Raw genomic sequence first — 26,075 nt, 5'->3', positions numbered from 1 at the left:
GTTGGCCCCCTATCCGGGTTTTACTTCTCCAAGCCAGTGGCCTTGTTGATGGTCCACGCGTACTCGAAGGCATTCTGGCGCCACTTTTCATAGCGCCCGGACACGCCGCCATGGCCTGCGGCCATTTCGGTCTTGAGCAAGAACTCGCCGCCGGTGGCCGTCGTTCGCAGCTGAGCGATCCACTTGGCCGGCTCAACGTAGAGTACGCGAGTGTCATTGAGCGAGGTGATAGCCAGAATGTCCGGGTAGTCCTTAGCCTCGATGTTTTCGTACGGCGAGTAGGACTTCATGTAGTCATAGACCTCTGGATCGTGGTACGGGTCGCCCCACTCTTCCCATTCAGGCACCGTGAGTGGAAGCTCCGGCATGAGGATGGAAGTCAGCGGGTCCACAAACGGCACGACGGCTTGGATAGCGGTGAAGCGATCCGGGGCCATATTGGCAATCGCGCCCATGAGCATGCCACCGGCCGAGCCGCCCTCGGCCACCATCTGATCCGCGGTGGTCACGCCGCGGGCGATGAGATCATCGGCAACATCAATGAAGTCAGTGAAGGTGTTCTTCTTCTTGAGCATTTTTCCGTCGTCGTACCAGGTACGGCCCATCTCGCCGCCGCCGCGGACATGGGCCACGGCGAAGATCATGCCGCGGTCCATGAGGGACAGGCGGGTAACGGAAAATGCCGGATCGACGCTGACCTCGTAAGAGCCGTATCCGTAGAGCAGGGTCGGGTTCGGCTGGGTGCGGTCGAGGTCGGCGCGGTGGACAATGGATACGGGGATATCGGTGCCGTCGGCAGCCGTGGTCCACAGGCGGTAGGCCACGTAGTCATCCGGGTCATAACCGCCGGGAACCTCCTGCTCCTTGAGCAAGGTAAATTCGCCGGTATCCACGCGGTAATCAAAGAGCTGGGAGGGCTGGGTGAAAGACACGTAGCTCACCCGCAGCACCGGTGCGTCCCACTCGGGGTTGCCGGATACGGACACGGTGAAGAGTTCTTCATTGAAGTTGAGCTCTTCGAATTCGCTAAAGCCGTCGTTCACGCGCATGATGGCGGCGCGGCCGATGCCGCCGCGGCGGTAGCCCACCACAATCTGATCGCGGTAGGTATCCACGCCCTCGATGCGGGTGGTCTCCTCGTGCGGCAAGAGCGCCGGCAGCTCGCGCAAGGTGGGCAGCTCATCCTTGGCCTTGGTATAGCCGACCTCGAAGTTGGGGCCGGTGGCGTTGTGGGTGACGATCCAGTAATCCTCGCCCTTAACGACGGCGTGGTCGACGTCGTAGTCCACGCCGGATTCGCGCTCCCACAGCAGGCGGAATTCACCCTCGGGGTTGTCTTCTTCGAGGACCCACACCTCAGAGGTCACCTTGGAGCTCACGCCAAGGAAGAGGTATTTATCGGAGCGAGCGCTGCCTATGCCGACGTTGAAGTGTTCGTCTTCTTCCTTGAACACCTGCACGTCTTCGGACTGCGCGGTGCCTACCTTGTGGCGCCAGATGGCGTCAGGGCGCCATGCCTCGTCGACGGTCGTGTAAAAGATATAGCCGTCGCCGGCCCAGGTGGCGCCGTAGAAGATGCCCTTGAGGTGGTCGTCGAGAAGCGCTCCGCTTTCCAAGTCCTTAATATAGAGCTCAAAGCGCTCGTCGCCGGCGAAGTCCACGGAATAGGCCAGGTAGCGGCCGGAATCAGAGATGGAGGCGGCACCGAGGGCAAAGAAGTCCTTGCCCTCCGCCAGCGCGTTGGCGTCGAGGATAATCTCCTCGCCTTCCGGGGTGCCTTCCTCTGGGATAACCGGGGCAGTCCATGGGTCAGCCCCCTCCTCTACCGGGAGCCGGCAAGAGTAGCCGTAGCTCTTGCCCTCCTCGGTACGGCCGTAGTACCAGTAATCGCCGCGGCGAGAAGGCACGGACATATCGGTTTGCTTGATGCGGGACTTAATCTCCTGGAAGATATTCTCCGTCATCTCATCCAAGTGCGCGGTCTTCGCCTTGGTGTAATCATTTTCTGCGTTGAGGTAATCCAGGGTTTCCTGGGATTCCTTATCGCGCAGCCACTCGTAGTTATCCACGAACTCGCGGCCGTGGAAGGAACGGGTCACGGGGTGGACGGCGGCCACGGGGGCGGAAAGATTCTCGTTGCTCATGCCGCCCCACTGTACGCGTGGCGCCCCAGGGCTGGAAGCCTAAGGGGAGTTAGGCCTCGGGCGAGAGGAAGTCCGCGAAGCGCTCGCCGGAAAGCCGCTCGTAGGCCTCGATGTAGCGCAGGCGGGTGGCGGAAACGACGTCGTCGGGAAGCTGGGGCGGGGTACCGTCGGCGGCTTGATCCCATCCGGAGGCGTCAGAAGTCAGCCAATTGCGCACGTATTGCTTGTCGAAGGACGGCTGGACCTCGCCCTCCACGTAGGAATCGGCCGGCCAGTAGCGGGAGGAATCTGGGGTAAGGACCTCATCGGCCAGCACGAGGGTGCCGTCTTGGTCTAGGCCGAACTCGAACTTGGTATCGGCGAGGATAATGCCCTTCTCCTCCGCGAGCGCGGCGGCCTCGGAGTAGATGCGAAGGGTGGCCGCGCGCAGCTCCTCGGCGCGCTCGGCGCCCAGCTTGTCCACCACCAAGTCGAAGGAGACGTTCTCATCGTGCTCGCCCTGTTCCGCCTTGGTGGCCGGGGTGAAGATGGGCTCGGGCAGGCGGGAAGCCTCGACTAGGCCCTCCGGCAGCTCGATACCGCAGACGGTGCCGTTGGCCTTGTACTCCTTCAAGCCTGAACCGGTGAGGAAGCCGCGGGCCACGCACTCGAAGGGCAGCATATCCAGCTTCTTGACCACCATCGCGCGGCCGAGGCACTCGGCGGGGATGCGCTCATCATCGAGCGGGCCGGCCAGGTGGTTGGGGAAATCGATGGAGTCGAAGAAGAACTTCGAGGTTGCGGTCAGCACGCGGCCCTTGTCCGGGATGGCCGGTTCGAGGGCATGGTCGTAGGCCGAGATGCGGTCCGAAACCACCATCAACAGGGTGTTCTCGTCTACATCGTAGATATCGCGGACCTTGCCGGAGGCAAGATGGGTATAAGAAGAAAGCTCAGGTCGCATGACCTTCATTCTAGCGCCCAGGGGTAGCGAGCACGTTTCGATCAAATAAGCCCCGAAATCCGCGCGGGATTCGGGTGCTATTTGATCGAATTGCGAAGGGGTCCGGAAAATGCGAGCTAGAGGATCTCGCCCGGGGTGTAGGCCGCGGCCTTGGGGTGCTCGCCTACCAGTGCGTTGATGCGGTTAAGGACCTGGCTGACCTGGGACTCGGCGGCGCCGATGAAGGCATGCTTATCGGCTAGGGCGGCCTCGAGGTCGGACTCGTCCATGGGCAGGCGGTCATCGGCAGCAAGGCGCTGGACCAGGTCCTGCTCGCCGCCGTTTTCGCGCATATTGAGCGCGACGGCCACGGCGTTTTCCTTGATGACCTCGTGGGCGGTCTCGCGGCCCACGCCGGCGCGCACGGCCGCCATGAGGATGCGGGTGGTGGCCAGGAAGGGCAGGTAGCGCTCCAGCTCGCGGTCGATCATGGCCGGGAAGGCACCGAACTCGTCGAGGACGGTGAGGAAGGTTTCGAATTGGCCGTCGAGGGCGAAGAAGGCGTCGGGAAGCGCGACGCGGCGGACGACGGAGCAGAAAACATCGCCCTCGTTCCACTGCTGGCCAGCGAGGTCCGCGGCCATGGTGAGGTAGCCGCGGAGAATGACCTGCAAGCCGCCGACGCGTTCGCAGGAGCGGGCGTTCATCTTGTGCGGCATGGCGGAGGAGCCAACCTGGCCCTCCTTGAAGCCCTCGGTGACGGTCTCGTTGCCGGCCATCAAGCGGATGGTGGTGGCCAGCGAGGACGGAGCGGCGCCGAGCTCCACCAGGGCGGAGATGGCGTCGAAGTCGAGGGAGCGCGGATAGACCTGGCCCACGGAATTGAAGATGCGGTGGAAGCCCAGGTAATCCGCGATGGCAGTCTCCAGGGAGGCGAGCTTGTCCTCGGAGCCGCCCATGAGATCGAGCATGTCCTGGGAGGTGCCCATCGGGCCCTTGATGCCGCGCAGCGGGTAGCGTGCCAAGAGATCTTCGACGCGCTCGATGGCCAGCAGCATCTCATCGCCGGCCGTAGCGAAGCGCTTGCCCAGGGTGGTGGCCTGCGCGGCGACGTTGTGGGAGCGACCCGCCATGACCAGGGACTGGTACTCGGCGGCGTGGCGGCCGATGCGGGAGACCACTGCGATGGCCTTATCGCGGATGATCTCCAGCGAGGTGTGGATCTGCAGCTGCTCCACGTTCTCGGTGAGATCGCGGCTGGTCATGCCCTTGTGAATGTGCTCGTAGCCGGCCAGCGCATTGAATTCTTCGATGCGGGCCTTCACATCGTGGCGGGTGACGCGCTCGCGCTCCGCGATGGACTCGAGGTTCACGTCCTCTACCACGGCCTCGTAGGCATCGATGGCCTTGGCGGGGATGTCTACGCCCAGATCCTTCTGGGCGCGCATGACCGCAATCCAGAGCTTGCGCTCCAAGATGATTTTATGCTCCGGGCTCCAGATATTGGACAGCTCCGCGGAGGCATAGCGGGAGGACAGGACGTTGGAAATCTTCTTCTTTTCAGCCACGTGGCTATTATTCCATGCCTGCCCCGCCGCGGGGTGAAGGGTTAGAGAGAAATCTCACCGTCTTCTGCTCGCTTGCCGATGTCCCGGCGCACAAAGCCACCCGCAAACTCGATGCCGTCGACGGTGGCGTAGGCGTCTGCGCGGGCGTCGGCAAGCGTGGCGCCCTTGCCCAGCACGCTGAGCACGCGGCCGCCCGCGGTGCGGTAGGCGCCGTCGGTATGCACGGTGCCGGCATGGAGGACGCGCTGCGGATTGTCCAAGGCGGCGCCGGAAATGGCATCGCCCTTGCGCGGGGAAGCCGGGTAGCCCTCGGCCGCCATGACGATGATGACGGCGAAGCCATCCTCCCATTCCAGCGGCGGGAGCTCGGAGAGGGTGCCGGTGGCCGTGGCGTGGAGGGCCTCAGCCAGCGGGGACTTGAGCAGGGAGAGCACTGCCTGGGTCTCCGGGTCGCCGAAGCGGCAGTTGAACTCGACTACGGCTGGGCCTTCTTCGCCCCAGGCCAGGCCGGCGTAGAGCAGACCGGAATAAGGGGTGCCGCGGCGCGCCATCTCCTTGGCCACAGGGGTGCAGACCTCGTCCACGATGCGCTGCACGCCGTCCTCCGGCAGCCACGGCAGCGGGGTGTAGGCGCCCATGCCACCGGTATTGGGGCCCTCGTCGTTGTCATAGGCACGCTTGTGATCCTGGGCTGGCAGCAGCGGGACGACGGTCTCGCCATCGACTAAGCAGAAGAGAGAGACTTCGGGACCGTCGAGGAAGGATTCCAGCAGCACCGGGTTGCCGGCCGCGAGGACGGCGTCGACGTGGGCGCGGGCTGCGGCGCGGTCCGGGGTGACCACGACCCCCTTGCCACCGGCCAGTCCGTCGTCTTTGACCACGAACTGCGGGCCGAAGCGGTCGAGCGCGGCCTCAATGTCGTCCTCGCCCGCACCTGGGCGCAGCTGTTCCGCGCGGGCGGTTTTGACGCCGGCGGACTCCATGACGTCCTTGGCAAAAGCCTTGGATCCCTCGATCTGGGCTGCGTCCTTGCTAGGTCCGAAGACAGCGATGCCGGCCGCGCGCAGGGCATCGGCCACGCCGGCGACGAGGGGAACCTCAGGTCCGATGACAACGAGGTCCGCGGCGATGCTCTGGGCGAGCTCCACCATGCGATTAGCGTCATCTACCTCGGAGTAGTCCGGGTGGACGGTAGCGAGGGCGGACATGGCCGCGCTGCCTGGCGCGGCGTGGATTTCGGTGCTCTTAGGGTCGGCGGACAGGCCCTTGACAAGGGCGTGTTCACGGCCGCCCGAACCAATTACGAGAATGCGCATGCCCACCATCATAACCAGCGGGTAGCCTGGCACACATGGCTTCTGTATTTACAAAGATCATTAATGGTGAACTACCCGCTCGCTTTGTCTACCGCGATGAGACCTGCGTGGCTTTCCTCTCCATCGAGCCGCTGCGTTACGGCCACACCCTGGTCGTGCCCATCGAGGAAGTAGATAAGTGGACCGACCTGGATCCACAGACCTGGGCCCACCTCAACGAGGTCGCCCTGGAAATCGGCGGCGCTATCAAGACCGCGTTTGATACCCCGCGCACCGGCTACATCATCGCCGGATTCGATGTCCCGCATACCCACATCCACCTCTTCCCCACCGAGAAAATGGAAGAGTATGACTTTGCCAAGGCCTTCGACGCCGATAACACAGACGATGCCGCGATGGATGAGGCGGCCGCCCGCATCCGTCAGCACCTCGGCTGCAACGAGGACGGCGTTCGGGAGGACTAGGTCTCAGAGGGGGCGTCGGCAAGCGCGGGCAGGCGCACCGTAAAGGTGGTGCCGCGGCCGAGCTCGGAGTCGACGCTAATGCTGCCATCGTGCTGCTCCACTAGGGAGTGGACGATGGCCAAGCCCAGGCCGGAGCCGCCGGTATCGCGGGTGCGCGAGGTATCGGCGCGGTAAAAGCGCTCGAAGATATGCGCCGCATCTTCCTGGGACATGCCCTTGCCATCATCGCTGACATCGACCAGTACATCATTGGCCTCGCGGCGCAGGCGCAGCGTCACCGCGGCATCCTCGCCGCCGTGGCGGATGCCGTTGGTCACCAGGTTGAGCAGCACCTGATGCAGGCGGCTGGCATCGCCATTGACCACCGGGATGGACTTGGCATCATTGGCCACCTTAATCTCGCGGCCGGGGAAGGCGGCACGCGCGGAAGAGCCCACAGACAAGGCCAGCTCCAGCAGGTCTACGGGGTGCAGGTCTAGGCGCGTCCCCTCGGCGCGGGTAAGAGCCAACAGGTCCTCCACCAGCAGGGACATGCGCTTGGACTCATCATCGATCTTAGAAAAGACCAGATCCACGTCTTTGGTGGCGCCCGAGCGATAGAGCTCGGTATAGCCGCGCAGGCTGGTCAGCGGCGTGCGCAGCTCATGCGAGGCATCGCCGACGAAGCGACGCATCTGTTCCTCTTTCTCCTGCGCGCGCACGACGGAGCGCTGCAGCTGCCCCAGCATGATATTGAGTGCGGCGGCCAACTGGCCCACCTCGGTGTGCAACGGCCACTTGGGAACTCGCTTGTCTAGGTCACCTGCCGCGATTTCTGACGCCGTCTTTTCCACCACCCGCAGCGGCCGCAACGCCCTGCGGATAAACCAGAAACCCACGGCCGCAATGGCAGCCAGGGCGATGGCGGCAATGGTCACTTGGACCATGGCTAGGCCGTGCAGGATTTCCTTCTCGTGGGTCATATCCTTGGCAATGACCGTGATGACGCCGTTGGAATCCGCGAAGGCGAGCGCGCGCCACTTGGTGTTGTTCTCGATGGAACCCACGGTGGTGGGGTAGCCGCCGAGCGGGATCTTCTCCGCATTCGGGGTAGTCGACGATGGTCCCGAGTAGCGGATGGTGCCATCGGGCAGGTAGTTCAGCACCACGTATTCGGTAGGCGGGCGCTTGGTGTGATCGCCGATGAAAAAGTCATTGCTGATATCGCGCCCCCATGTGGTCGACGCGGAGCGCAGCTCATCATCGACGTTATTGAAGAGCACGTTGCGCATGATGGAATTCACCGCAAAGGACGAGCCCGTAATGCCGAGCCCGGAGACCACGACGAGGAGGATGACCAGCCACGTACGCAGCGGCATTGCCTGGGGAATCTGGGAAAACATCCGCCGCTTGGAGGACTTTTTCTCCCCCTCGCCTTGGCCCAGGCCTTCATGCCACATGGACTGCGGGCGCGCCGCCGCCGGTGCAGGCGCCTGGTCCTGGGTCTCCTGTGAATCTTCCATCACTTAAGCACTTTAGGAGCGCGGGGTGCGCAGTACATAACCCACGCCGCGCACAGTGTGGATCAGCTGCGTCTCGCCGGTATCGATCTTGCGGCGAAGGTAAGAGATATAGGACTCGACCACGTTGCCATCGCCGCCGAAATCGTAGTGCCACACGTTGTCCAAAATCTTGGACTTAGACAGCACCACTTCCTTGTTTTGCATGAGGTAGCGCAGGAGGTTGAACTCGGTGGGCGAAAGCTCGATGAGCTCACCGGCCTTGGTGACCTCATGGGTGTCATCATTGAGCGTTAGATCCGCGTAGCTCATGGTGGCATCGTTGGTGGATTCTTCCGCCGCGCCACCGCGGCGCATGATGACGCGCAGGCGGGTGATAACTTCTTCCAGGCTAAATGGCTTGGTCACGTAATCATCCGCGCCGATGGTCAGTCCGTGGATGCGCTGGTCCACACCGTCCTTAGCGGTGAGGTAGAGCACCGGGCCGTCCAGGCCTTCTTGACGCAGCTTGCCCAGCAGCTCGAAGCCATCCATACCCGGCATCATGACGTCCAAGATGTAGGCATCTGGGTTTACTTCGCGGGCAATGCGCAGCGCCTCGTTACCGGAATTGGCGCTGTAAACCTCGAAGTCCTGGAACTTCAGCGATACGGTAAGCAGCTCCACAATATTGGGTTCGTCATCGACGACAAGAACCTTGGCGAGTTTAGTGTCTTCCATGTTCTCCTCAGACTCCCTTAAAGGTTGTGATTTTCTAACACGTCATCATGGCACGCTTGCTTTCCAGCCTACTGAAGAGTTTCTGCCTGAATCCTGTGAACGTGGATGCTCGGCCTGCTCGGCGCAAAAGAAAACCACGCCCCTCCCCAGGTGAGGAAGGGCGTGGCAGCTAGCGCAGCGCGCTATTTAGAAGTCCTGCGGGCGCGGGATATTGCGCAGGTTGGACTTTGCCATGGTGATCATCTGGCCAACGCCACCGTCCAGAACGGTGCGGGTGGCAGCCTTGGAGAAGCCCATGAGCTGCTCGATGGTCAGCGTCGGTGGCAGGGAGAGGGCGTTGGGGTCAGTGACGACGTCGATAAGAGCCGGGCCGTTATAAGCCAGCGCCTTCTTGATCTGCTCCGGTGCATCCTTCGGATCCTCGATGCGGAAGTGCTTGATGCCGGAAGCCTCTGCAATCTTGGCAAAGTTGACGGAATCGTGGTCGGTCTCGTGCTCCGGCAGACCCTGCACCAGCATCTCCAGCTTGACCATGCCCAGGGAAGAGTTGTTGAACACAAACATCTTGATAGGCAGGTTGTGCAGCTTCACGGTGAGCAGCTCACCCATCAGCATGGACAGTCCGCCGTCACCAGAGAAGGTGATGACCTGGCGGCCCGGGTTAGCGGCCTGTGCACCCAGTGCCTGTGGCAGGGCGTTGGCCATGGTGCCGTGGCGGAAGGAGCCGATCTGCTCGCGCTTGCCGTTGGCGGTGATGTAGCGAGCGCCCCACACGTTGCACATGCCGGTATCGACGGTGAAGATGGCATCTTCATCCGCGTTCCTATCAATCAGGTCTGCAATGTACTCTGGGTGGATCGGGGTGTGCTTGTCCACGTTGGAGGTATAAGCCTCAACGACGTGCTCCAGCTTGCCGTAGTGCTTCTTGAGCATCTTGTCCAGGAAGGAGCGATCCTTCTTCTCATCCACGTGCGGCAAGATGTTCTCGATGGTGGCGGCTACGTCACCGGTGACCGGGTAAGAAATCTTGGTGCGGCGGCCGATGTGGGAGCCGTTGATGTCCACCTGTGCCACGTTGGCATCCGGCAGGAAGTCGTTGTACGGGAAGTCGGTACCCAGCAGGATGAGCAGGTCAGCCTCGTGGGTGGCCTCGTGTGCCGCACCGTAGCCCAGCAGGCCGTTCATGCCTACGTCAAACGGGTTCTCGTACTGGATGTACATCTTGCCACCCAGAGCGTGGCCGATGGGAGCCTTGATCTTCTCCGCCAGCTTGAGCACCTGCTCGCGGGCGTCCTTGACGCCGGCGCCAACGAAGAGGGTGACGGACTTAGCCTCATTGATGGCCTGGGTCAGGGCAGCGGCCTCGGCCGGATCCGGGAAGACGACCGGGCGGCCAGCAGAGATCTTGGACTCGACGAAGGAGTCATCCTCAGCGTCCTGCATGGAAACGTCACCCGGGATAACCAGGACGGAAACGCCATTGCCGGCCATGGTGGACTGGATGGCGTGGTGCAGGACAACGCCGCCCTGCTCAGCGGAGTTAACCATCTCGCAGTAGCCAGAGCACTCCTGGAAGATTGCCTCTGGGTGGGTCTCCTGGAAGAACTTGGAGCCGATCTGGCGGGATGGGATGTGGGAAGCCAGTGCCAGCACCTTAGCGCCGTTGCGGTGGGCATCGTACAGGCCCTGGATCAGGTGGGTATTGCCCGGGCCGCAGGATGCGGCACATACAGCAAGCTTGCCGGTGGTCAGGGAATCTGCCTCGGCAGCGAAGGCTGCTGCTTCCTCGTTGCGGACGTGAATCCACTCGATGGAGGAGCGACGAACGGCATCCACGATCGGGTTCAGGGAGTCACCGACGAGGCCATAAATGCGCTCGACACCCTGCTTTTCCAGGGTGTCAACTAGCTGTTCTGCATAGTTACGTGCCATTAAAAATCATCCTTAACTCTTAATTGGTGTTAATACCACTGTGCTACTTAGACCGCAGTAAAGTCCACTGTTCTCTTATACACTCACACACTGCGCCCAGCTGTGAGGAAGGTAATACTAACCTATCTTGAGCTGCAAACTGCAACGACCGTTCGGTACTGTTTGGTACTGTTTACTGCGCTATGAGTATCCACCCGCCCCGCGCACAAGACCACGCCGCTGCGGCCTCCACGGCCGCCCAGCGGTGGTCTTTCTGCGCCGTCATCTCTCTGGGGTTACTCATGGTTGGGCTGGATAATTCCATCCTCTACACCGCATTGCCGCAGCTATCGCAGCAATTGCACACCACCGATACCCAGCAACTCTGGATTATCAACGCCTACGCGTTGGTGCTCTCCGGCCTCCTTCTTGGCGCCGGCACGCTGGGCGATCGCACCGGCCACCGGCGGATGTTCCTCATCGGCTTGGCCGTCTTCGGCGGCGCTTCCCTGCTCGCCGCTTATTCCCCCAGCGCCTGGACGCTGGTTGTAGGCCGCGCCTTCCTGGGCTGCGGCGCCGCCATCATGATGCCGTCGAGCCTAGCGCTAATCCGCCTGACCTTTCCCGATGAGGTGGAGCGCAACACGGCCATTGGCATCTGGGGTTCTGTCGCCGTCATCGGCGCGGCGGCTGGCCCCACCGTGGGCGGCTTCTTTTTGGAGCATTTCTGGTGGGGCTCGGTCTTTTTGCTCAATGTCCCGGTTGTGGTCGTGGCCATTGTGCTGACCTGGCTCCTTGCCCCGCCAAACGCTCCGAACCCCCTAAAACACTGGGACCTCCCTTCGTCCCTGTATTCCCTTATCACTCTCGCCAGCCTGGTGCTGGCCATTAAATCCCTGGCACACAATTGGCCGGTGAGCGCCGCCGCAGGCATCGTCTTCATCTGCGGCGCGCTCGCCTTTGGCCGCCGCCAGGCTCGCTTGTCAGATCCCCTGCTGACCTTCGATATCTTTAGCTCCCGCATCTTCAGCGGCGGGTCCCTAACGGCCGGCGGCGCCATGTTCGGCCTCTCCGGCCTGGAGCTGGTGAGTACCCAAAAGCTGCAGCTTGTCGACGCCCTCTCACCCCTCCACGCCGGCCTCATCATCTCCGCCATGGCGCTGTCTGCCATCCCTACCTCCATCCTGGGTGGTGCCACCTTGCACCGCGTGGGGTTCCTCCCACTCATTAGCGGCGGATTCTTGCTCATGGCCGCCGGCATGGCCCTGGTGGTGGTGAGCCGGGGCGAGACGCTTCCCCTACTCGTCTCCGCCCTAGTGCTCACCGGCCTAGGCGCGGGCCTGGCCATGTCCGTGTCCTCCACCGCCATCATCAATGCCGCTCCCCTGCATCGCACCGGCATGGCATCTGGTGTAGAAGCGGTTTCCTATGAATTCGGCACCCTGATCTCCATTGCACTGACCGGCACCCTCGTGCCGCTACTCATGGCCCGCGAACTGCCGCCCCACCTCGCGGAACTGGGTACCGACGCGCTGCATCACCCCGCTTCCCACGCGGCCGCCGCGAGCGCCTACAATGCCGGATATCTTTCCACCATCGGCGGCCTAGCTTGCTTCGCCTTGCTCCTAGCCGCGATAACCGCCTGGTGTTTCCGCGATAACCCGAAATCAGGAGATCCCTATGCCGCGACTCAACAAAAAGACCGCAGCCCTTGAAGCTGCGCTCGACATCATCGCCGCCGAGGACGTCTCTGGCTTGACCTACGAATCCCTGGCGCAGGCGACCGGCATGTCCAAGTCCGGACTCATTTATCACTTCCCTACCCGCCATGATCTGCTCGTAAACTGCCATGGATTTTGCGCCGCACGCTGGGAAGCAGAACTCGAGAAGCTGGCCGGCGGCCACCCGGCAAGCGAGCTCAGCTGGGCCGAGCGTTCCCGCGCGCTCGTATTGTCGATGGGCAAAAATGATCCGCTCATCAAGCTGTTGATGTGTGTACATTCCCAGACCCACCCGGATTTTTCCGCCCAGTGGGCCGAGGTGGATGCGCGCTGGATGGTCGATCCTTCCGCCGCCGAGACGGACGAGGATAATCTGCTGATCATGCTTCTTAGTACCGGCCTGTGGGTGCACGATCACCTCAACCAGCGCAAGCTGTCCCCCGCCAATCGCCAGCGCATGGTCGACCGGCTTTTTCGGCTTATCGACGCCCCCTCGAAAACCACCGAAGGCTAGGCCCACGCCGGGGCCCAGCCTCCTTTTGAGCTGGAGACGAGACTTGAACTCGCAACCTACGCATTACAAGTGCGTTGCGCTACCAATTGCGCCACTCCAGCACCGCGGGAGAAATCCCGCTCGTTGCATAGTACCCGAGCACCGCCGCCGAGGGGAAAGCCGGTCCCCCATCTATGCATTGACAGGGTGCAGGGGCTAAAGTTCAGGCAGAATCTTTCCCACATTCCCAGCGCTTTTCGAGGGTTATTTCCGTGTCATTTTTGTCCGCTATGCGGGAGCGCCTACGCGCTTCCTCGGGCCAGGTAGCCATCATCGACGCGGCTAAAGCCGCACCGCCGCCATCACCACTCGCCCCGGTCGATCTGACCGACGCTGCTCAGGTCACCGGCGTTATGGAGATCGCCGCTCGCATTGGTGAAATCCTCATCGGAGCCGGCACCGCCAACTCGGATGCGCGCGCCCAGGTCCACCTGGCAGCGTCGTCGTATGGTTTGCACTACTGCCACGTAGACATCTTGATGAATACCATCACCATCCACACCACCATTGGCACCGGCGAGCAGCGCAAAAACCTGCACGTCTTCCGCGTGGTACCGAGCATTGGCGTGGATTTTTCTAAGCTCGCGGCCGTCGATAAGCTCATTCGCTCCATCCACTCCGGCCAGATGCCGCCGGCCATGGCGGAGCAGCGCCTAGACGAGATCGACCGCATGCCAGCGCCCTATAAGCCGTCCACGGTGATGCTCGGCTGGGGCGCGATGGGTGGCCTGATTTCCATGATGCTTGGCGGCGACCTGCTCGTCGGCGTGGTGGCGTTTGTGGTCTCCGCGTTCATCATGGGCCTGAACTCCTGGTTGGCTAATTACCGCCTGCCGCCCTTCTATCAGAATGTGGTCGGCGGCTTTTTCGCCGTCTTCCCGGCCGCCATTTTGTACAACGTCGCAGCCTCCTTCGGCATTAATTTCTCGCCCACGCAGATCATTGCCTCCGGCATCATCGTGCTGGTGGCGGGGCTGACGTTGGTGCAATCGCTTGTCGACGGCATCACGCGCGCCCCCGTTACCTCCTCCGCCCGCTTCTTTGAGGCGCTGCTATCTACCGGCGCCATCATCGCCGGCGTCGGTGTGGGCATCCAGCTGGCCGATTCGCTGGGCTTTAACCTGCCGCCGCTGGCCACGCTGGCCCCACCGGTCTACCACGAAATTCCACTGCTAGTGCTGCTCGGCGGCACGGGTTCTGCTGCCTTTGCGCTGGCCTGCGGCGCAGCCTGGATTGAGATCACCATGTCTGGCCTTACGGCCGCAGCCGGCATGATTTTCTATTACTTCGTGGTGGTGCCCTTCGGCGTCGGCCCGGTGATTGCCTCTGGTCTTTCCGCGGTGGTCGTTGGCCTCGCCGGCGGTTTGATGTCGCGCCGCTGGGGAATTCCGCCGCTTATCACCATGATCGTGGGCTATACGCCGATGCTGCCCGGCCTCATGCTCTACCGCGGCATGTACGCCTCTCTCAATGAGCAGATGATTACCGGCTTTACCAATATGGCGATGGCGCTGGCCATCTCCGGCGCCCTGGCCGCCGGCGTAGTACTGGGCGAGCGTGTGGCTCGCCGCCTGCGCCGCCCGCAGTACTTCCGCCCGTACACCACCTTCAAGCGCATCGGCCGCTTCTCCTTCCATAAGGCCACGCACTTGGCCCGCAAGGCCCCGCGCATCCCGCGCGTGCCGATGTCCCCGTTTGCCCCGCGCGTCAATCGCCCGGAGTTACCACCCAAGCTCGGGCCGAAGCCGCCGCAGCAGCACCCGCGCCACGAGGCCCAAAACCATGCGCCGCATACCCGCTCGGCCGCGGACCTGTGGCCGGAAGATTCCCAGTGGCCGGCGCAGCCGCAGCAGCGCGAGAAGACCACCTATACCGTGCCCGGCACCGAAACCTTTCGTGCCCAGAAACCGGAGCAACCGGGCACCGAATCCGGACCCGAGCGGCCCTAAACGCCGCCGGTAGCGTACAATATTTGCTCTGATAGCTTTTCTTGCAAGCGCTTAAGTAGTTTCCACAACGTTCAGGAGGACACGTCGTGCCACCCAAGGTCCAAGACACCCACCCACAGGCTGACCAGAATCACGCCCTTGAGGAGGAGACCTCCCGCGCAGCCCGCCGCATCGTGGCCACCTATGCGCAGGACTTCCTCGACGGCGTGACCCTGATGTCCATGCTGGGCGTGGAGCCAAAGGGCCTGGTGCACAAGAAGGTGCTGGCGGAGCAAGCCGATGCCGCTCCCAAGAAGTCGACCAAGAAATCCAGCAAGAAGGCCACGAAGAAGTCGACTAAGAAGTCCACCAAGAAATCGACGAAGAAGTCGACCAAGAAGGCTACAAAGAAGGCCACCAAAAAGGCGACGAAGAAGGCCTCCAAGAAGGCAACGAAGAAGTCCACTAAGAAGTCTTAAGTTATTCTTGCACCATGAGTGAGCGTGGCAATGACTTCGTGGTGGTGGCCAACCGCCTGCCGGTAGATCTGGAAACCCGGCCCGATGGCAGCCATACCTGGACGCCCTCGCCGGGCGGTCTGGTCACCGCATTGTCTCCAGTCCTCGAATCACACCAGGGATGCTGGGTGGGCTGGCCCGGTGTGGCCGATGCCGCGCCAGAGCCCTTCCGCACCGATACCGGCGTGCTGCTGCACCCAGTCAAGCTCACCGAGTCCGATTTCGAGGGCTTTTATGAGGGTTTTTCTAATGCCACCTTGTGGCCGCTCTACCACGATCTCATCGTCACCCCTACCTATGACCGCGATTGGTGGCACGCCTATCGCGAGGTCAACCTGCGTTTTGCAGACGAGGTAGCCGAGGTCGCCGCCGAAGGCGCCACCGTGTGGGTACAGGACTACCAGCTGCAGCTTTTGCCTGGCATCCTGCGCCAGAAGCGCCCGGATCTCACCATCGGATTTTTCCTGCACATCCCCTTCCCTTCCGCCGATCTCTTCCGCCAGCTGCCCTGGCGCGAGGAGCTCGTGCGCGGGCTGCTTGGCGCGGATCTCATCGGCTTCCACCTGGAGGCCAATGCCCGCAACTTCTTGGAGCTTGCCCGCCGCCAGGGCCTCGACGTACAAGGCGAGGCCAGCACCCGCGAGGTCACCGCGCATATTCGCCTGCCGCAGGGGCGCACCATCGGCGTGGGCGCCTTCCCCATTTCCATCGCCGCGAAGGACTTTGCCGCATTCACTGGGGAGGAGAAGGGGGACGTCGCCAAGCTGCGCGAAGAGCTGGGCTCGCCCAGGCGCATTATCTTGGGCGTGGATCGCCTCGATTACACCAAAGGCATCCTGCAGCGGCTGACCGCCTTTGAGGAGCTGCTGGACACCGGCGCGCTCGACCCGGAGGAGGTGACGCTGGTGCAGCTCGCCACGCCGTCGCGCGAGCGCCTCGACCATTACAAGGCCACCCGCTCCAAGGTGGAAGAAGCCGTTGGCCGCATCAACGGGCGCTTCGCCCGCGTAGGTCACCCGGTGGTGCACTACCAGCACCGCGGCGTGGCCAAGAGTCTCCTGCGCTGCTACTACCGCATGGCCGATGTCATGCTGGTGACCCCCTTCAAGGACGGCATGAACCTGGTAGCCAAGGAATACGTGGCCTGCCACGACGATGGCTCGGGCGCGCTGGTGCTCTCCGAGTTCGCCGGCGCGGCCGATGAGCTCAACCAGGCCTACCTGTGCAATCCCTTCGATATCGAGTCCGTCAAGGCCGCCTTGCTCAATGCGCTCAAGGCGCTTGACGACGCCCCCTCCACCATGACCCAGCGCATGCTCACCATGCACCAGCAGGTCACCGAGCACGACGTGCAGCTATGGTCCCAGTCCTTCCTGGGCTGCCTGCGCCAAGCAGAAGAACAGGAGGCGGGCGCATGATGTCTCGCTTTCCCCGCCTGGCCGCAGTGCCCATTGCCGCGACCTGCGCCGCCGCATTACTGGCCGGCTGCGGCTCCGGCGACGAGGAGCCCCAAGCCCCTGGCGATGAGCAGATCTTGGATAAGCAGTGGCAGGTAGTCTCCATCAACACCACCCCGGATGCCGCCTCCACCATCCCGGAATCCATCCCGCAGGCACCCACGTTGAGTTTTGGCCAATCCACGATGGTGGGCACCACCGGGTGCGCCCAAATGGTGGGCAAGGTGACCTATTCCGCCGATGATGAGCGCCAAAACATCCGCGAGGGCAACCGCCTCCACTTCGATGAGGTGGAGTTTGACGAGACCGCCGAAGATTGCCACGGCGCGTCCGTGTGGGCCGATAACCTGCTGCGCAACCTGATTTCCGCGGACCACGATTTTCACTACACCGTCAATTCCAATAACCAACTGGTCTTAGAACTGGTCACCGATGAGGTGGACTCGCCGTCTATCAAGTTGGTTTCCCTCGGCGGTTAGTTGCGTAGGCTATAAGCCATGACGCTTTCAACTGCCATCAAGGCCCTTGCCGCCGCCGAGCACCTCGCGGTGGTCTCGGATTTCGACGGCACGCTCTCCCCCTTCGCCACGGCCATCTATGAGGTCGAAATGAACCAGGAATCACTGCGCGCCCTGGATAAACTGGCCCACCTGCCGGACACCACCGCGGCCGTGCTCTCCGGCCGCCACCTCGAAGGCCTCAAGCGCGTGTGCCCTCTGCGCGAGCCCGTTCTCTTCGGCGGCTCCCACGGCGCCGAGTCCTCGTGGGAGGACACGGAACTGACCCCCGCGATGCGCGAGCACCTCGCCACCAAGGAAGCCGAGATCCGCGCGATCATGGAGCGCTTCCCCGGCGCGGATATCGAGGTCAAACCCTTCCAGCGCGTATTGCACCTGCGCGCGCTCGAGGATTCCGATCCAGAAGCTGCCGCCCAAGCCTATGAAGCCGCCCTCGCGCTCGATCCGGGCGGCTTCCCCCGCACGGCCGGCAAGTCCGTGGTGGAGTTCTCCGCCACCCAGGCCACCAAGGGCACGTGGATTGAGAACCTGCGCGAGCGCACCGGAGCCACCGCCATGGTCTTCTTGGGCGATGACGTCACCGATGAGGACGGTTTCCGCGCCCTGCACCAGCCGCCAGACGTTGGCGTCAAGGTCGGCGAGGGCGATACGTCGGCCGTAGTGCAGCTTGCCGACGTCGACGCCGTCGCCCACTTCCTCACCGAGCTCGCCGCCGCCCGCGCGGCCCATGTCGGCCGCCCCGACAACGGCGGCGCTGCCTAACGCGCCGCTGCCTAGCGAAGCGGCACCTAGCGCGGCGGAGCCACCGTCCGCCCGGCCGCGAAGCTGGTCTGCAGCACGCGCCGTAGCATCGCGGCTTCGCTCGCGTCCGAGCCCTCCGCGCCGGCGATAAGCTTGGCGAGCATGTGGCCGGCGGCCGCGCCCTTGGCCTTATTGGGCTGGACGATCGTCGTCAAGCCAAGGCGCTGCGCCGCATCAATGCCGTCGAAGCCGGTAACGGACAGCTCGCCGGGGACGTCGATGCCCCGCTCGCGCGCATAGGTCATCACGCCCAGCGCCATGGAGTCGGTGGTGCACAGAACGGCGGTGAGGTCAGGGTGGGCGTCGAGAAGCAACTGCGCGGCCGCTCGCGTGGTGTGCGCATCGTTGATGTGCTGGGTAACCACGGGCACGGTCTCCGGCGCGATGCCCGCCTGCGCAAAGACGTCCATGGCACCCATGACCCGGGCGCGCTGCACGTGCATATCGGCGCCCTGCAGCTCACCCCACGAAATGGGACCATCGTGGCGCTCGCGTTTGAGGCGAATCGCCAGCACGCCGATCTTGCGGTGGCCGGCCTCCACCAGCGCGCGGGCGGCCGGGGCAATCGCCGCGCGGTCATCGATGCCCACGAACGGCAGGCCCGAATCCGTCGGCTGATCGCAGACCACCACCGGCAGCCCGCGGCCGCGCGCCGCCTCCAGGTAGGCATCCCCGGCCGCGACGGAGTAGACCACAAAGCCATCCACCGCGGCCGAGCCCACCAGGCTGGCCGCCTCCGCCTCGCCCTCCGGGCCGGCCGGGATGAGGGTGAGCGTGGTCTGCGCGCCGGCCGAGGCCTCTGCCATTCCAGCCAAGAAATCTACCGAGGCCATATCCTCGAAGGCGTAGGAGAGGTGCTCGGTCAGCAGCACGCCCACCGAGCCCGCGCGACGGGTGCGCAGGCTGCGGGCCGTGGGGTCCGGCCCGGGGTACCCGCGCGCCTTCGCCGCCGCCAGGATGCGCTCGCGCGTTGCGGTCGAAAGCTGGTCCGGCCGACTATAGGCATTGGATACCGTCGTGCGCGACACACCCAGCTCGGCGGCCAGCGAGGCCAGCGTCTTGCGGGTGGGGCTGCGTTTCACCATGACCGCAAGCATACCCCGCGGCCGTATTTTCAATACATATTCAATTGACAATGGTTCCCATCAAACGCACACTGGAAACTATGCATACCTCACTTCGCGCATCCGCAGCCCTCCTCGCGGCCGGTGGCCTCCTGCTGACCGCCACCGCCTGCTCCTCCGACACCGAGGACTCGGCCGCCGAGCCGGGCGCCCAGAAGAAGATCTCCATCGTCGCGTCCACCTCCATCTGGGCCGACGTCGCCCAAGCCGTGGCCGATACCGCCTCCGGCGTGGACATCGAGGTCAAGCCCATCGTCGAGGGCAACGGCGTTGACCCGCACCACTTCGAGCCTTCTGCGGCCGATATCGCCAAGGCCGAGGACGCGGACCTGCTCGTGGTCAACGGCGGCGGCTACGATTCCTGGATTTACCAGGCCGTCTCCGACCAGGACAATATCGTCTCCGCCCTGCCGCTGACTGATCACGGCAAGCTGGCCGATGACCCCAATGTCATGACCATCGACGCCGCCAAGGCCACCGCCAAGAAGGACCCGGAGAAGGTCACCAACATCGAGGGCAACGAGCACATTTGGTACGACCCGGCCGCGCTCGACGAGGTCGCAAGAAGTATCGCTGACCAGATCAACGAGCTCAATACCGATGCGAACGCCAGCACCGAGCGCGTGGACTCCCACGTCGACCGCCTGCGCGACAAGCTCAAGGAACTGCCGGGCGACCTCTCCTACGCGCAGACCGAGCCGATTGCGGACTACATCATGAAGTACACCTCCGGCAAGGACGTCACCCCGGAGGGCTACCGCAAGGCCACCATTTCTGAGGGCGAGCCCACCGCGGCCGACCTCGCCGCTTTCACCAAGGCCATCAAGGAAGACAAGGTAGACCTGCTCATCTTTAACCCGCAGACCGAAACCGATACCGCCGGCCGCATCAAGTCCGCCGCGGAGGATGCGGACGTCTCTATCGTCGAAATCGGCGAGACCCCGCCGGATGGGAAGGCATTCTGGACCTACTATGACGAGGTCACCGATTCCCTGGGGAAGCTCTAGTGCTCATCCACTTTCATGACGCAGCGGTTGCCCCGCTGTGGTCCAGCCTTAACCTCGCCGTTGACCGCGGCGAGTTTATCGCCGTTTTGGGCCCCAATGGCGTGGGCAAATCCACCCTGCTCGGCACCATCTTGGGCACCCGCAAGCTCACGGCCGGCAGCGTCGACGTTAACTGCCGCGTCGGCTTCATCCCGCAACAACGCATGTTCCCGGCCGACCTGCCCCTGCGCGCCCGCGACTTAGTCTCGCTCTCCCTGGCACACGGCGCTTTCCGACGCCGCCGCCCGCCCCGCCATCGCGTCGACGAGCTCCTCTCCGAGGTCGGTGCCACCGGCCTGCGCGACCGCCGCGTCGGCCAGCTTTCCGGCGGCCAGCAGCAGCTCATCCGCCAAGCCCAAGCGCTAGCCAACGACCCCGAGCTCATCCTCGCCGACGAGCCGCTGCTCTCGCTCGACCCGGCGCGCCAGCAGGACACCGTGGACAAGCTAGATGCGCTGCGCCGCGAACGCGGCACCTCCATCATGTTCGTCACCCACGGCATCAACCCGGTGCTCGGCGTGACCGATAAGGTGCTCTACCTCGCCCCCGGCGGCCATACCTTCGGCACGGTAGATGAGGTTATGCGCTCCGATGTCCTTTCCGAGCTCTACGGTTCCAAGGTGAACGTCTTAAACGTCGATGGGAGGCTCATCGTTGTCTAGCTTTATGGAAGACACCCAGTACCTGCTCAGCGTGGACTTTGTGCAGTCCTCGCTTATCGCCTCCGCGCTGCTGGGCATCCTGTCCGGCGTGATGACCTCGCTCATCGTGCTGCGCCAGATGTCCTTTTCCGTCCACGCCACCTCCGAGCTCGCGCTCATGGGCGCCTCGGCCGCGCTGCTCTTCGGCCTCAACCTCGGCTTCGGCGCCGTGGCCGGCGCCATCGTGGCCGCCATCATCCTCGCCGTGCTGGGCTTCAAAGGCCAGCAAGATAGCGCCATCGGCGTGGTCATGAGCTTTGGCTTGGGCCTCTCGGTGCTGTTTTTGCACCTCTACCCCGGCAACGCGAATACCGCGATGACGCTGCTGACCGGCCAGATCGTCGGCGTCTCTTCCGCCTCGGTATGGCTTTTGGCCGCAACCACCGTGGTCATCCTCGCCGCCGTCACCATCCTGTGGCGGCCCATGCTCTTCGCCTCGGCCGACCCAGTCATGGCCCAGGCCGCCGGCGTACCCACCCGCTTCATTTCCGTCGCCTTCGCCGTGCTCGTAGGCTTGGCGGCCGCGCAGTCGGTACAAATCGTCGGCTCGCTGCTCGTCATGGCGCTGCTCATTACCCCGGGTGCGGCGGCCGTGCAGATTACCTCCTCGCCCCTGCGCGCGGTCATGTGGGCCACCATTTTCGCCGAGGTCTCGGCCGTCGGTGGCTTTGTCTTATCGCTCGCGCCCGGCCTTCCGGTCTCGGTCTTTGTTACCACGATTTCTTTTGTCATTTACCTGGTGTGCCGCCTCATTGGCTGGCAGCGCAATAAAAAGGCGGTGCGCGACGAGGTCGCCGCAAAGCGCTTCCACGCCGACTGCCACAGCACCGCCGAAGAGCACCACGCCGACTAGACTGGACGGCTATGCACGTACACCGCCGCACCGCGGATGTGGATGGCCGCACCCGCCGTTTCCTCGTCATCGCACCGGATAACCCCGGCCCGCGCCCGGACCTCCTGCTCTTCTTCCACGGCTCGCTGCAATCCGGCAGCGTGATGCGCCGCTTTACTAACGGCACCTTCGACGAGCTTGCCGACGCCACCAATACCGTCCTCGTCTACCCCGACGGCGTCGACCGCCATTTCAACGATTGCCGCAGCATCCTGCCCGTCACCGCCCGCGCGGAGAACGTGGACGACGTTGCCTTCGCCGCCTACCTCGTCGAGGAGATGCAGCGCGAATTCGGCACCGCCCGTACCTTTGCCTGCGGCTATTCCAACGGCGGGCAGATGGTGCTCCGCTTGCTTTTCGACGCACCCTTTGCCCTCACCCGCGCTTGCATCTTCGCCTCCACCCTGGGCGAGGGCGATAACCACGCGCCCAGCAACCCGGCCGGCTACCGGCCCACGCCGCTGCTGTTTTCCACGGCACCGCCGACCCGTACGCGCCATACGAGGGCGGGGTCGCCGGGCTGGACGCCGAGCGCACCCGCGGCCGTGTGCTTTCCGCCCCGGCCACCGCCGAGCACTTCGCGCTGGCCAATGGCTGCCAGCCACCCCGCGACTACCACCCCACCGCGGATGTCACCGCCACCGCATACGACGGCGATTTCCCCGTCGAGCTGTGGACCATGGAGGGCCTCGGCCACGTGATTCCCTCTAGCATGAAAACCGACCCACGCATAGGCCCAAATACGGATTCCTTCCGCGCTGTGGATAAAGTCCGTGAGTTCTTCGGCCTCGACGACGCGCAGGCCTAGTTATCCACAGCTGCGCGCCACGCACCGCGCGCCGGCGTGCACCCGCACTTAACGTGTGGAGCCGTGAACGCGCTACAGAAATTCTTGACAGGCCTGGCCGCCGGCATGGACATTATCGCCGACTGCCACGGCCTTACTAAGCGCGCGCTTATCGACGCCGGCTGCCCCGACACCACCGCCGCCCGCCTGCTTGCCCTCGCCGATACCTACTTCGGCCCCACCGCCTTTAGCCGCCTCCAGCGCGGATCCATCACCGCGGCCCGCACCAACGAGCACAGCCTCACCGCGCTGCTGGCCATCGAGCGCCACGCCACCAAGCTGAAGAGTAAGCGCCAGGCCTGGGCGCTGCGACGGGAGCTATGTGGGATGAAGGGGGATGCGTCGGACGTCGACAAGCAGGGGCGCCAGCGCGTGCGTGAGATTAAAGGCCCACCGCAACGCAAGCCCGGTGTCAAGCTCTACCGCCGCGCCGATGGGCCGTGGACCATGACGATTACCGGCAAGTCTGCGGACATCGCGGATATGCACGCCGCGCTCGATAAGGACGCCCCACTCGATTCGGTGCGCAAGATTTTTCAAGGCACCGCCGCGACTTCCCCTACGACCGTGACCACAAATGTGGTGCTGCGCCTGGACGAGCTCGATCGCGTCGTCGACACCGCGGGCGATGACATCACCCTGCAGCTGACCAATGGTGCCCGGATAACCGGCGCGGACCTAGTGCGTCGCGCCTTTACCGCGCACGGCTATGTGACTCTGATCCACCCCGTGAAAGGCCCGGTGAACCTGTACCGCACCGAGCGGCTCGCCTCGCCGAAGCAGCGCACCATGGCCGCCGCGGAAAATCCCACCTGCCCGTGGCCGCAGTGCAATTACCCCGCCGATGAATGCCAAGTCCACCACCTCACCGCGTGGCGCCACGGCGGCGAGACCAACCCCGAAAACCTCACCATCGCCTGTCCGTACCACAACGGCGTCAACGACGATGACCCTAACGCCCCGCCGCTGCGCGGCCGCCTGGCCAGGGTGGATGGAACCATTAAGTGGCTGCCGCCCTGGGCGGAAAGCGGCTAGAAACCTCGCCGGAGGTTACTGGGCCGCGCGGCGCTGGCGTGCGAATTCGGAGAGTACGGAACCGGCCGCGACGGAAGCATTGAGGGACTCGACCCAGTCCGTCATCGGGATGGACATGATGACGTCACAATTCTCGCGCACGAGGCGGGAGATGCCCTTGCCTTCGGAACCAATGACGATCACCACGGGATCCGTCGCGCCATTATAGGTATCCAGCGTGTGCTCGCCGCCGGCATCCAGGCCGACGACCTGGTAGCCGCTCTTTTGGAATTGCTGCACGGTGCGGGTGATATTCGTCGCGCGGGCAACCGGCAGGCGCGCCGCCGTGCCGGCCGAGGTACGCCACGCCACCGCGGTTACGGAGGCGGAGCGGCGCTCAGGAATGATGACGCCATCGCCGCCGAAGGCCGCCACAGAGCGGATGACCGCGCCGAGGTTGCGCGGGTCGGTGATGTTATCCAAGATGACGAACATGCCTGGGCGTGCGTTCTCGGCCGCACGGGCGATGAGCTCATCGACATCGGCGTACTTATACGGCGGGATCTGCAACCCGATGCCTTGGTGCATGCCGTTACCGGTCATGCGGTCCATCTCGTGGCGCTGCACCTCGATGATGGGGATATTGCGGGTATTGCACATGGCCACGGCCTCGGACAGTCGCTTGTCGTTGCGGGTACCGGCCACGATGTAGAGCGTGGTGGCCGGCACCTTGGCGTGCAGACACTCGATGACCGGGTTGCGGCCCACGACCATCTCGGCGGTCTCTTTCTGGTGGCGGCCGGAGTTGCGGCGGTCGCGCTCCAGCTTGGCCTTGTGCTTGGCGTGGTAGATGCGGTCCTCTGCCTTGGGCGTCGGGCCCTTACCGGCCAAGCCCTTGCGGCGCTGGCCGCCGGAGCCCTTGGTTGCGCCCTTCTTATTGGTCTTGCGGATTCCCGCGCCACCGCGGCCGTGGGTACGTGCCATAATTTATGTCCTTTCGGAGTGCTTAACGCTGCGCCAGCGACCAGGTCGGGCCGTCTGGGGTATCGGTGATGGTGATGCCGGCGGCCGCGAGGCGGTCTCGGACGGCGTCGGCAGTAGCGAAGTCCTTGTCCGCGCGCGCCTGGGTGCGCCGCTCCAGCTCAGCGTGTACCAGCGCATCCAGCGCGGCATCCGCCCCGCTAGCTTGCGCTCCATCTTCCCACTCCAACGGGTCAAAACCAAGTACATGCGCCATCGCGCGGACCTGGCCAGCCAGCGTGCGTGCCTCGGCCTCATCGCCGGCCGCGAGCGCCTTATTGCCAGCACGGACGGTGGTGTGGATTTCTGCCAAAGCCTTGGGCACCGCGATGTCATCATTCATCGCGTCTGCAAAGCCCTGCGTCCACTCGCCAAGCTCCAGATCGTCGAAGTGGCCGAGGAAGTCCTCAATGCGGCGGTAGCCAGCGGCGGCCTCGGTCAGCGCGGTCTCGGAATACTCCAGCACGGAGCGGTAGTGTGCCGAGCCCAGGTAGTAGCGCAGCTCCACCGGGCGCACCAGCTCCAGCATATTCGGAATGGACAACACGTTGCCCAGGGACTTCGACATCTTCTCGCCCGACATCGTCACCCAGTGGTTGTGCATCCAGTAGTTGGCGAACTTATCGCCGGCCGCATGCGACTGCGCTATTTCGTTCTCGTGGTGCGGGAACTGCAGGTCCAGGCCGCCGCAGTGGATATCGAAATTAGAGCCCAGGTAGTAGGTGGACATGGCCGAACACTCCAGGTGCCAACCAGGGCGGCCGTCGCCCCACGGGGTAGGCCAGCTGGGCTCGCCCGGCTTCGCGGCCTTCCACAGGGCAAAGTCCTGCGCGCCGCGCTTGGCGGAATCCTCGCCCTCGCCCTGCTCCATTTCCTCTACCTTATTGCCGGATAGCGAACCGTAATCAGATCCTTCGGCCTTGGTCCAGGCGGCGACATCGAAGTAGACGGAGCCGTCGGCGGGGTAGGCAAAGCCGGCGTCGATAAGCCGCTGCATATAGTCGACCATCTGGGTGACAAAGCCGGTCGCACGCGGCTCGACAGAAGGCGGGATAACGCCCAGGGTGTTATAAGCCTTAGTGAACTCGCGCTCATACGTGGACACCCACTCCCACCAGGGGCGATTATTCTCGGCCGCCTTGGTGAGGATCTTGTCATCGATATCGGTGACGTTGCGCACCAAGGCTACGTCATAGCCTTGGGCGAGCAGCCAGCGGCGCAGGATGTCGAAGGCGACACCGGAACGCAGATGCCCAATGTGCGGTTGGGCCTGCGGGGTGGCGCCGCACAGATAGATGGAGGCGTGGCCGGGGCGAATCGGCTCGAAATCGCGTTGGCTGCGGGTGGCTGTGTCATAAATGCGCAAAGTACTCACGCCACCCAGTCTAATT

The 26,075-nt window shown here is 63.7% G+C and carries 23 protein-coding genes and 1 tRNA gene; 13 read left to right on the top strand and 11 right to left on the bottom strand.

Annotation, left to right across the window (positions count from 1 at the left end; genetic code table 11):
• Positions 1–20 precede the first annotated feature (20 nt).
• The 4 genes from ACKFRY_RS04535 to purD form a co-directional block, all read right to left on the bottom strand.
• A complete protein-coding gene (locus tag ACKFRY_RS04535; protein ID WP_408923296.1) occupies positions 21–2,144 on the bottom strand; it encodes a S9 family peptidase in 2,124 nt (707 codons plus the stop codon).
• A 49-nt stretch (positions 2,145–2,193) separates the two neighbouring features.
• On the bottom strand, positions 2,194–3,087 hold the full coding sequence (locus tag ACKFRY_RS04530) for a phosphoribosylaminoimidazolesuccinocarboxamide synthase (RefSeq protein ID WP_408923295.1): 894 nt from the start codon (positions 3,085–3,087) through the stop codon (positions 2,194–2,196).
• Between the two features lie 116 nt (positions 3,088–3,203).
• Positions 3,204–4,634: an adenylosuccinate lyase gene (gene purB / locus ACKFRY_RS04525; RefSeq protein ID WP_005325782.1), complete on the bottom strand. Its 1,431-nt coding sequence runs from the start codon at positions 4,632–4,634 to the stop codon at positions 3,204–3,206.
• A gap of 41 nt (positions 4,635–4,675) precedes the next feature.
• Positions 4,676–5,950 carry a phosphoribosylamine--glycine ligase gene (gene purD / locus ACKFRY_RS04520; protein WP_408923294.1) on the bottom strand — a complete coding sequence of 425 codons (1,275 nt, stop codon included), beginning with the start codon at positions 5,948–5,950 and terminating at the stop codon, positions 4,676–4,678.
• A gap of 35 nt (positions 5,951–5,985) precedes the next feature.
• Between purD and ACKFRY_RS04515 the strand changes: the two genes are divergently transcribed.
• A complete protein-coding gene (locus ACKFRY_RS04515) occupies positions 5,986–6,414 on the top strand; it encodes an HIT family protein (RefSeq protein WP_005330004.1) in 429 nt (142 codons plus the stop codon).
• On the opposite strand, the gene ACKFRY_RS04510 is transcribed toward ACKFRY_RS04515, so the two are convergent.
• The 3 genes from ACKFRY_RS04510 to ACKFRY_RS04500 all read right to left on the bottom strand — a co-directional run bounded on the left by ACKFRY_RS04510 (position 6,411) and on the right by ACKFRY_RS04500 (position 10,565).
• Positions 6,411–7,916, bottom strand: a complete 1,506-nt coding sequence (locus tag ACKFRY_RS04510) for a sensor histidine kinase (RefSeq protein ID WP_408923411.1) — start codon at positions 7,914–7,916, stop codon at positions 6,411–6,413. The genes ACKFRY_RS04515 and ACKFRY_RS04510 overlap by 4 nt on opposite strands.
• A 12-nt stretch (positions 7,917–7,928) precedes the next feature.
• Complete coding sequence (locus tag ACKFRY_RS04505) at positions 7,929–8,633, bottom strand: response regulator transcription factor (protein WP_005330000.1); 705 nt, start codon at positions 8,631–8,633, stop codon at positions 7,929–7,931.
• Between the two features lie 186 nt (positions 8,634–8,819).
• The gene (locus tag ACKFRY_RS04500; RefSeq protein ID WP_200435761.1) at positions 8,820–10,565 is read right to left on the bottom strand and encodes a pyruvate dehydrogenase; all 1,746 of its coding nucleotides are present in this window, start codon (positions 10,563–10,565) and stop codon (positions 8,820–8,822) included.
• Between the two features lie 182 nt (positions 10,566–10,747).
• On the opposite strand from ACKFRY_RS04500, the gene ACKFRY_RS04495 reads away from it, so the two are divergent.
• Together ACKFRY_RS04495 and ACKFRY_RS04490 are read left to right on the top strand one after the other, a co-directional pair.
• Positions 10,748–12,259: an MFS transporter gene (locus ACKFRY_RS04495; RefSeq protein WP_408923293.1), complete on the top strand. Its 1,512-nt coding sequence runs from the start codon at positions 10,748–10,750 to the stop codon at positions 12,257–12,259.
• A complete protein-coding gene (locus tag ACKFRY_RS04490) occupies positions 12,225–12,779 on the top strand; it encodes a TetR/AcrR family transcriptional regulator (RefSeq protein ID WP_005329996.1) in 555 nt (184 codons plus the stop codon). Before ACKFRY_RS04495 ends, ACKFRY_RS04490 begins: the two co-directional genes overlap by 35 nt.
• A 28-nt stretch (positions 12,780–12,807) precedes the next feature.
• Here the strand turns inward: ACKFRY_RS04490 and ACKFRY_RS04485 are convergent.
• Positions 12,808–12,880, bottom strand: a tRNA-Thr gene (locus ACKFRY_RS04485).
• A gap of 150 nt (positions 12,881–13,030) precedes the next feature.
• On the opposite strand from ACKFRY_RS04485, the gene thrE reads away from it, so the two are divergent.
• The 5 genes from thrE to otsB all read left to right on the top strand — a co-directional run bounded on the left by thrE (position 13,031) and on the right by otsB (position 18,001).
• On the top strand, positions 13,031–14,767 hold the full coding sequence (gene thrE, locus ACKFRY_RS04480; RefSeq protein WP_200435760.1) for a threonine/serine exporter ThrE: 1,737 nt from the start codon (positions 13,031–13,033) through the stop codon (positions 14,765–14,767).
• A gap of 86 nt (positions 14,768–14,853) precedes the next feature.
• Positions 14,854–15,225 (top strand): hypothetical protein, encoded by a 372-nt coding sequence (locus tag ACKFRY_RS04475; RefSeq protein WP_005329985.1) that lies wholly within the window; start codon positions 14,854–14,856, stop codon positions 15,223–15,225.
• 14 nt (positions 15,226–15,239) lie between these two features.
• The gene (locus ACKFRY_RS04470) at positions 15,240–16,682 is read left to right on the top strand and encodes a trehalose-6-phosphate synthase (protein ID WP_408921872.1); all 1,443 of its coding nucleotides are present in this window, start codon (positions 15,240–15,242) and stop codon (positions 16,680–16,682) included.
• On the top strand, positions 16,679–17,200 hold the full coding sequence (locus tag ACKFRY_RS04465; RefSeq protein ID WP_005325746.1) for an META domain-containing protein: 522 nt from the start codon (positions 16,679–16,681) through the stop codon (positions 17,198–17,200). Before ACKFRY_RS04470 ends, ACKFRY_RS04465 begins: the two co-directional genes overlap by 4 nt.
• Before the next feature lie 18 nt (positions 17,201–17,218).
• Entirely contained in the window at positions 17,219–18,001 is a 783-nt protein-coding gene (gene otsB, locus ACKFRY_RS04460) for a trehalose-phosphatase (RefSeq protein ID WP_200435758.1), read from the top strand.
• 26 nt (positions 18,002–18,027) lie between these two features.
• Here otsB and ACKFRY_RS04455 read toward each other — a convergent pair whose 3' ends face one another.
• A complete protein-coding gene (locus ACKFRY_RS04455; protein WP_408923410.1) occupies positions 18,028–19,125 on the bottom strand; it encodes a LacI family DNA-binding transcriptional regulator in 1,098 nt (365 codons plus the stop codon).
• 80 nt (positions 19,126–19,205) lie between these two features.
• Between ACKFRY_RS04455 and ACKFRY_RS04450 the strand changes: the two genes are divergently transcribed.
• The 5 genes from ACKFRY_RS04450 (at position 19,206) to ACKFRY_RS04430 (ending at position 23,685) form a co-directional block, all read left to right on the top strand.
• Positions 19,206–20,171, top strand: a complete 966-nt coding sequence (locus ACKFRY_RS04450; protein WP_408923292.1) for a metal ABC transporter solute-binding protein, Zn/Mn family — start codon at positions 19,206–19,208, stop codon at positions 20,169–20,171.
• On the top strand, positions 20,171–20,872 hold the full coding sequence (locus ACKFRY_RS04445) for a metal ABC transporter ATP-binding protein (protein WP_200435755.1): 702 nt from the start codon (positions 20,171–20,173) through the stop codon (positions 20,870–20,872). The genes ACKFRY_RS04450 and ACKFRY_RS04445 overlap by 1 nt, the downstream gene beginning before the upstream one ends.
• The gene (locus ACKFRY_RS04440; RefSeq protein WP_200435754.1) at positions 20,850–21,764 is read left to right on the top strand and encodes a metal ABC transporter permease; all 915 of its coding nucleotides are present in this window, start codon (positions 20,850–20,852) and stop codon (positions 21,762–21,764) included. The genes ACKFRY_RS04445 and ACKFRY_RS04440 overlap by 23 nt, the downstream gene beginning before the upstream one ends.
• A gap of 11 nt (positions 21,765–21,775) precedes the next feature.
• Positions 21,776–22,504 carry an alpha/beta hydrolase family esterase gene (locus ACKFRY_RS04435; RefSeq protein WP_408923291.1) on the top strand — a complete coding sequence of 243 codons (729 nt, stop codon included), beginning with the start codon at positions 21,776–21,778 and terminating at the stop codon, positions 22,502–22,504.
• A 170-nt stretch (positions 22,505–22,674) separates the two neighbouring features.
• Positions 22,675–23,685, top strand: a complete 1,011-nt coding sequence (locus tag ACKFRY_RS04430) for an HNH endonuclease signature motif containing protein (RefSeq protein WP_408923290.1) — start codon at positions 22,675–22,677, stop codon at positions 23,683–23,685.
• Between the two features lie 15 nt (positions 23,686–23,700).
• Here the strand turns inward: ACKFRY_RS04430 and rlmB are convergent, their stop codons facing one another.
• Complete coding sequence (gene rlmB, locus ACKFRY_RS04425) at positions 23,701–24,648, bottom strand: 23S rRNA (guanosine(2251)-2'-O)-methyltransferase RlmB (protein ID WP_005325725.1); 948 nt, start codon at positions 24,646–24,648, stop codon at positions 23,701–23,703.
• A 22-nt stretch (positions 24,649–24,670) separates the two neighbouring features.
• Entirely contained in the window at positions 24,671–26,059 is a 1,389-nt protein-coding gene (gene cysS, locus ACKFRY_RS04420) for a cysteine--tRNA ligase (RefSeq protein WP_408923289.1), read from the bottom strand.
• Positions 26,060–26,075: the final 16 nt, after the last annotated feature.

Origin of the sequence: Corynebacterium tuberculostearicum, assembly GCF_046097255.1 — a bacterium.
GTDB lineage: Bacteria > Actinomycetota > Actinomycetes > Mycobacteriales > Mycobacteriaceae > Corynebacterium > Corynebacterium tuberculostearicum_J.
This window is presented reverse-complemented; position numbering and strand designations above follow the sequence as displayed.

Excerpts from the sequence above, each read along its gene's own strand:
- ACKFRY_RS04535 (WP_408923296.1), bottom strand. The coding sequence starts at position 2,144 with ATGAGCAACGAGAATCTTTCCGCCCCCGTGGCCGCCGTCCACCCCGTG.
- ACKFRY_RS04530 (WP_408923295.1), bottom strand. The coding sequence starts at position 3,087 with ATGCGACCTGAGCTTTCTTCTTATACCCATCTTGCCTCCGGCAAGGTC.
- purD (WP_408923294.1), bottom strand. The coding sequence starts at position 5,950 with ATGCGCATTCTCGTAATTGGTTCGGGCGGCCGTGAACACGCCCTTGTC.
- ACKFRY_RS04515 (WP_005330004.1), top strand. The coding sequence starts at position 5,986 with ATGGCTTCTGTATTTACAAAGATCATTAATGGTGAACTACCCGCTCGC.
- ACKFRY_RS04510 (WP_408923411.1), bottom strand. The coding sequence starts at position 7,916 with ATGGAAGATTCACAGGAGACCCAGGACCAGGCGCCTGCACCGGCGGCG.
- ACKFRY_RS04505 (WP_005330000.1), bottom strand. The coding sequence starts at position 8,633 with ATGGAAGACACTAAACTCGCCAAGGTTCTTGTCGTCGATGACGAACCC.
- ACKFRY_RS04500 (WP_200435761.1), bottom strand. The coding sequence starts at position 10,565 with ATGGCACGTAACTATGCAGAACAGCTAGTTGACACCCTGGAAAAGCAG.
- ACKFRY_RS04495 (WP_408923293.1), top strand. The coding sequence starts at position 10,748 with ATGAGTATCCACCCGCCCCGCGCACAAGACCACGCCGCTGCGGCCTCC.
- ACKFRY_RS04490 (WP_005329996.1), top strand. The coding sequence starts at position 12,225 with ATGCCGCGACTCAACAAAAAGACCGCAGCCCTTGAAGCTGCGCTCGAC.
- ACKFRY_RS04470 (WP_408921872.1), top strand. The coding sequence starts at position 15,240 with ATGAGTGAGCGTGGCAATGACTTCGTGGTGGTGGCCAACCGCCTGCCG.
- ACKFRY_RS04465 (WP_005325746.1), top strand. The coding sequence starts at position 16,679 with ATGATGTCTCGCTTTCCCCGCCTGGCCGCAGTGCCCATTGCCGCGACC.
- otsB (WP_200435758.1), top strand. The coding sequence starts at position 17,219 with ATGACGCTTTCAACTGCCATCAAGGCCCTTGCCGCCGCCGAGCACCTC.
- ACKFRY_RS04455 (WP_408923410.1), bottom strand. The coding sequence starts at position 19,125 with ATGGTGAAACGCAGCCCCACCCGCAAGACGCTGGCCTCGCTGGCCGCC.
- ACKFRY_RS04450 (WP_408923292.1), top strand. The coding sequence starts at position 19,206 with ATGCATACCTCACTTCGCGCATCCGCAGCCCTCCTCGCGGCCGGTGGC.
- ACKFRY_RS04440 (WP_200435754.1), top strand. The coding sequence starts at position 20,850 with ATGGGAGGCTCATCGTTGTCTAGCTTTATGGAAGACACCCAGTACCTG.
- ACKFRY_RS04435 (WP_408923291.1), top strand. The coding sequence starts at position 21,776 with ATGCACGTACACCGCCGCACCGCGGATGTGGATGGCCGCACCCGCCGT.
- rlmB (WP_005325725.1), bottom strand. The coding sequence starts at position 24,648 with ATGGCACGTACCCACGGCCGCGGTGGCGCGGGAATCCGCAAGACCAAT.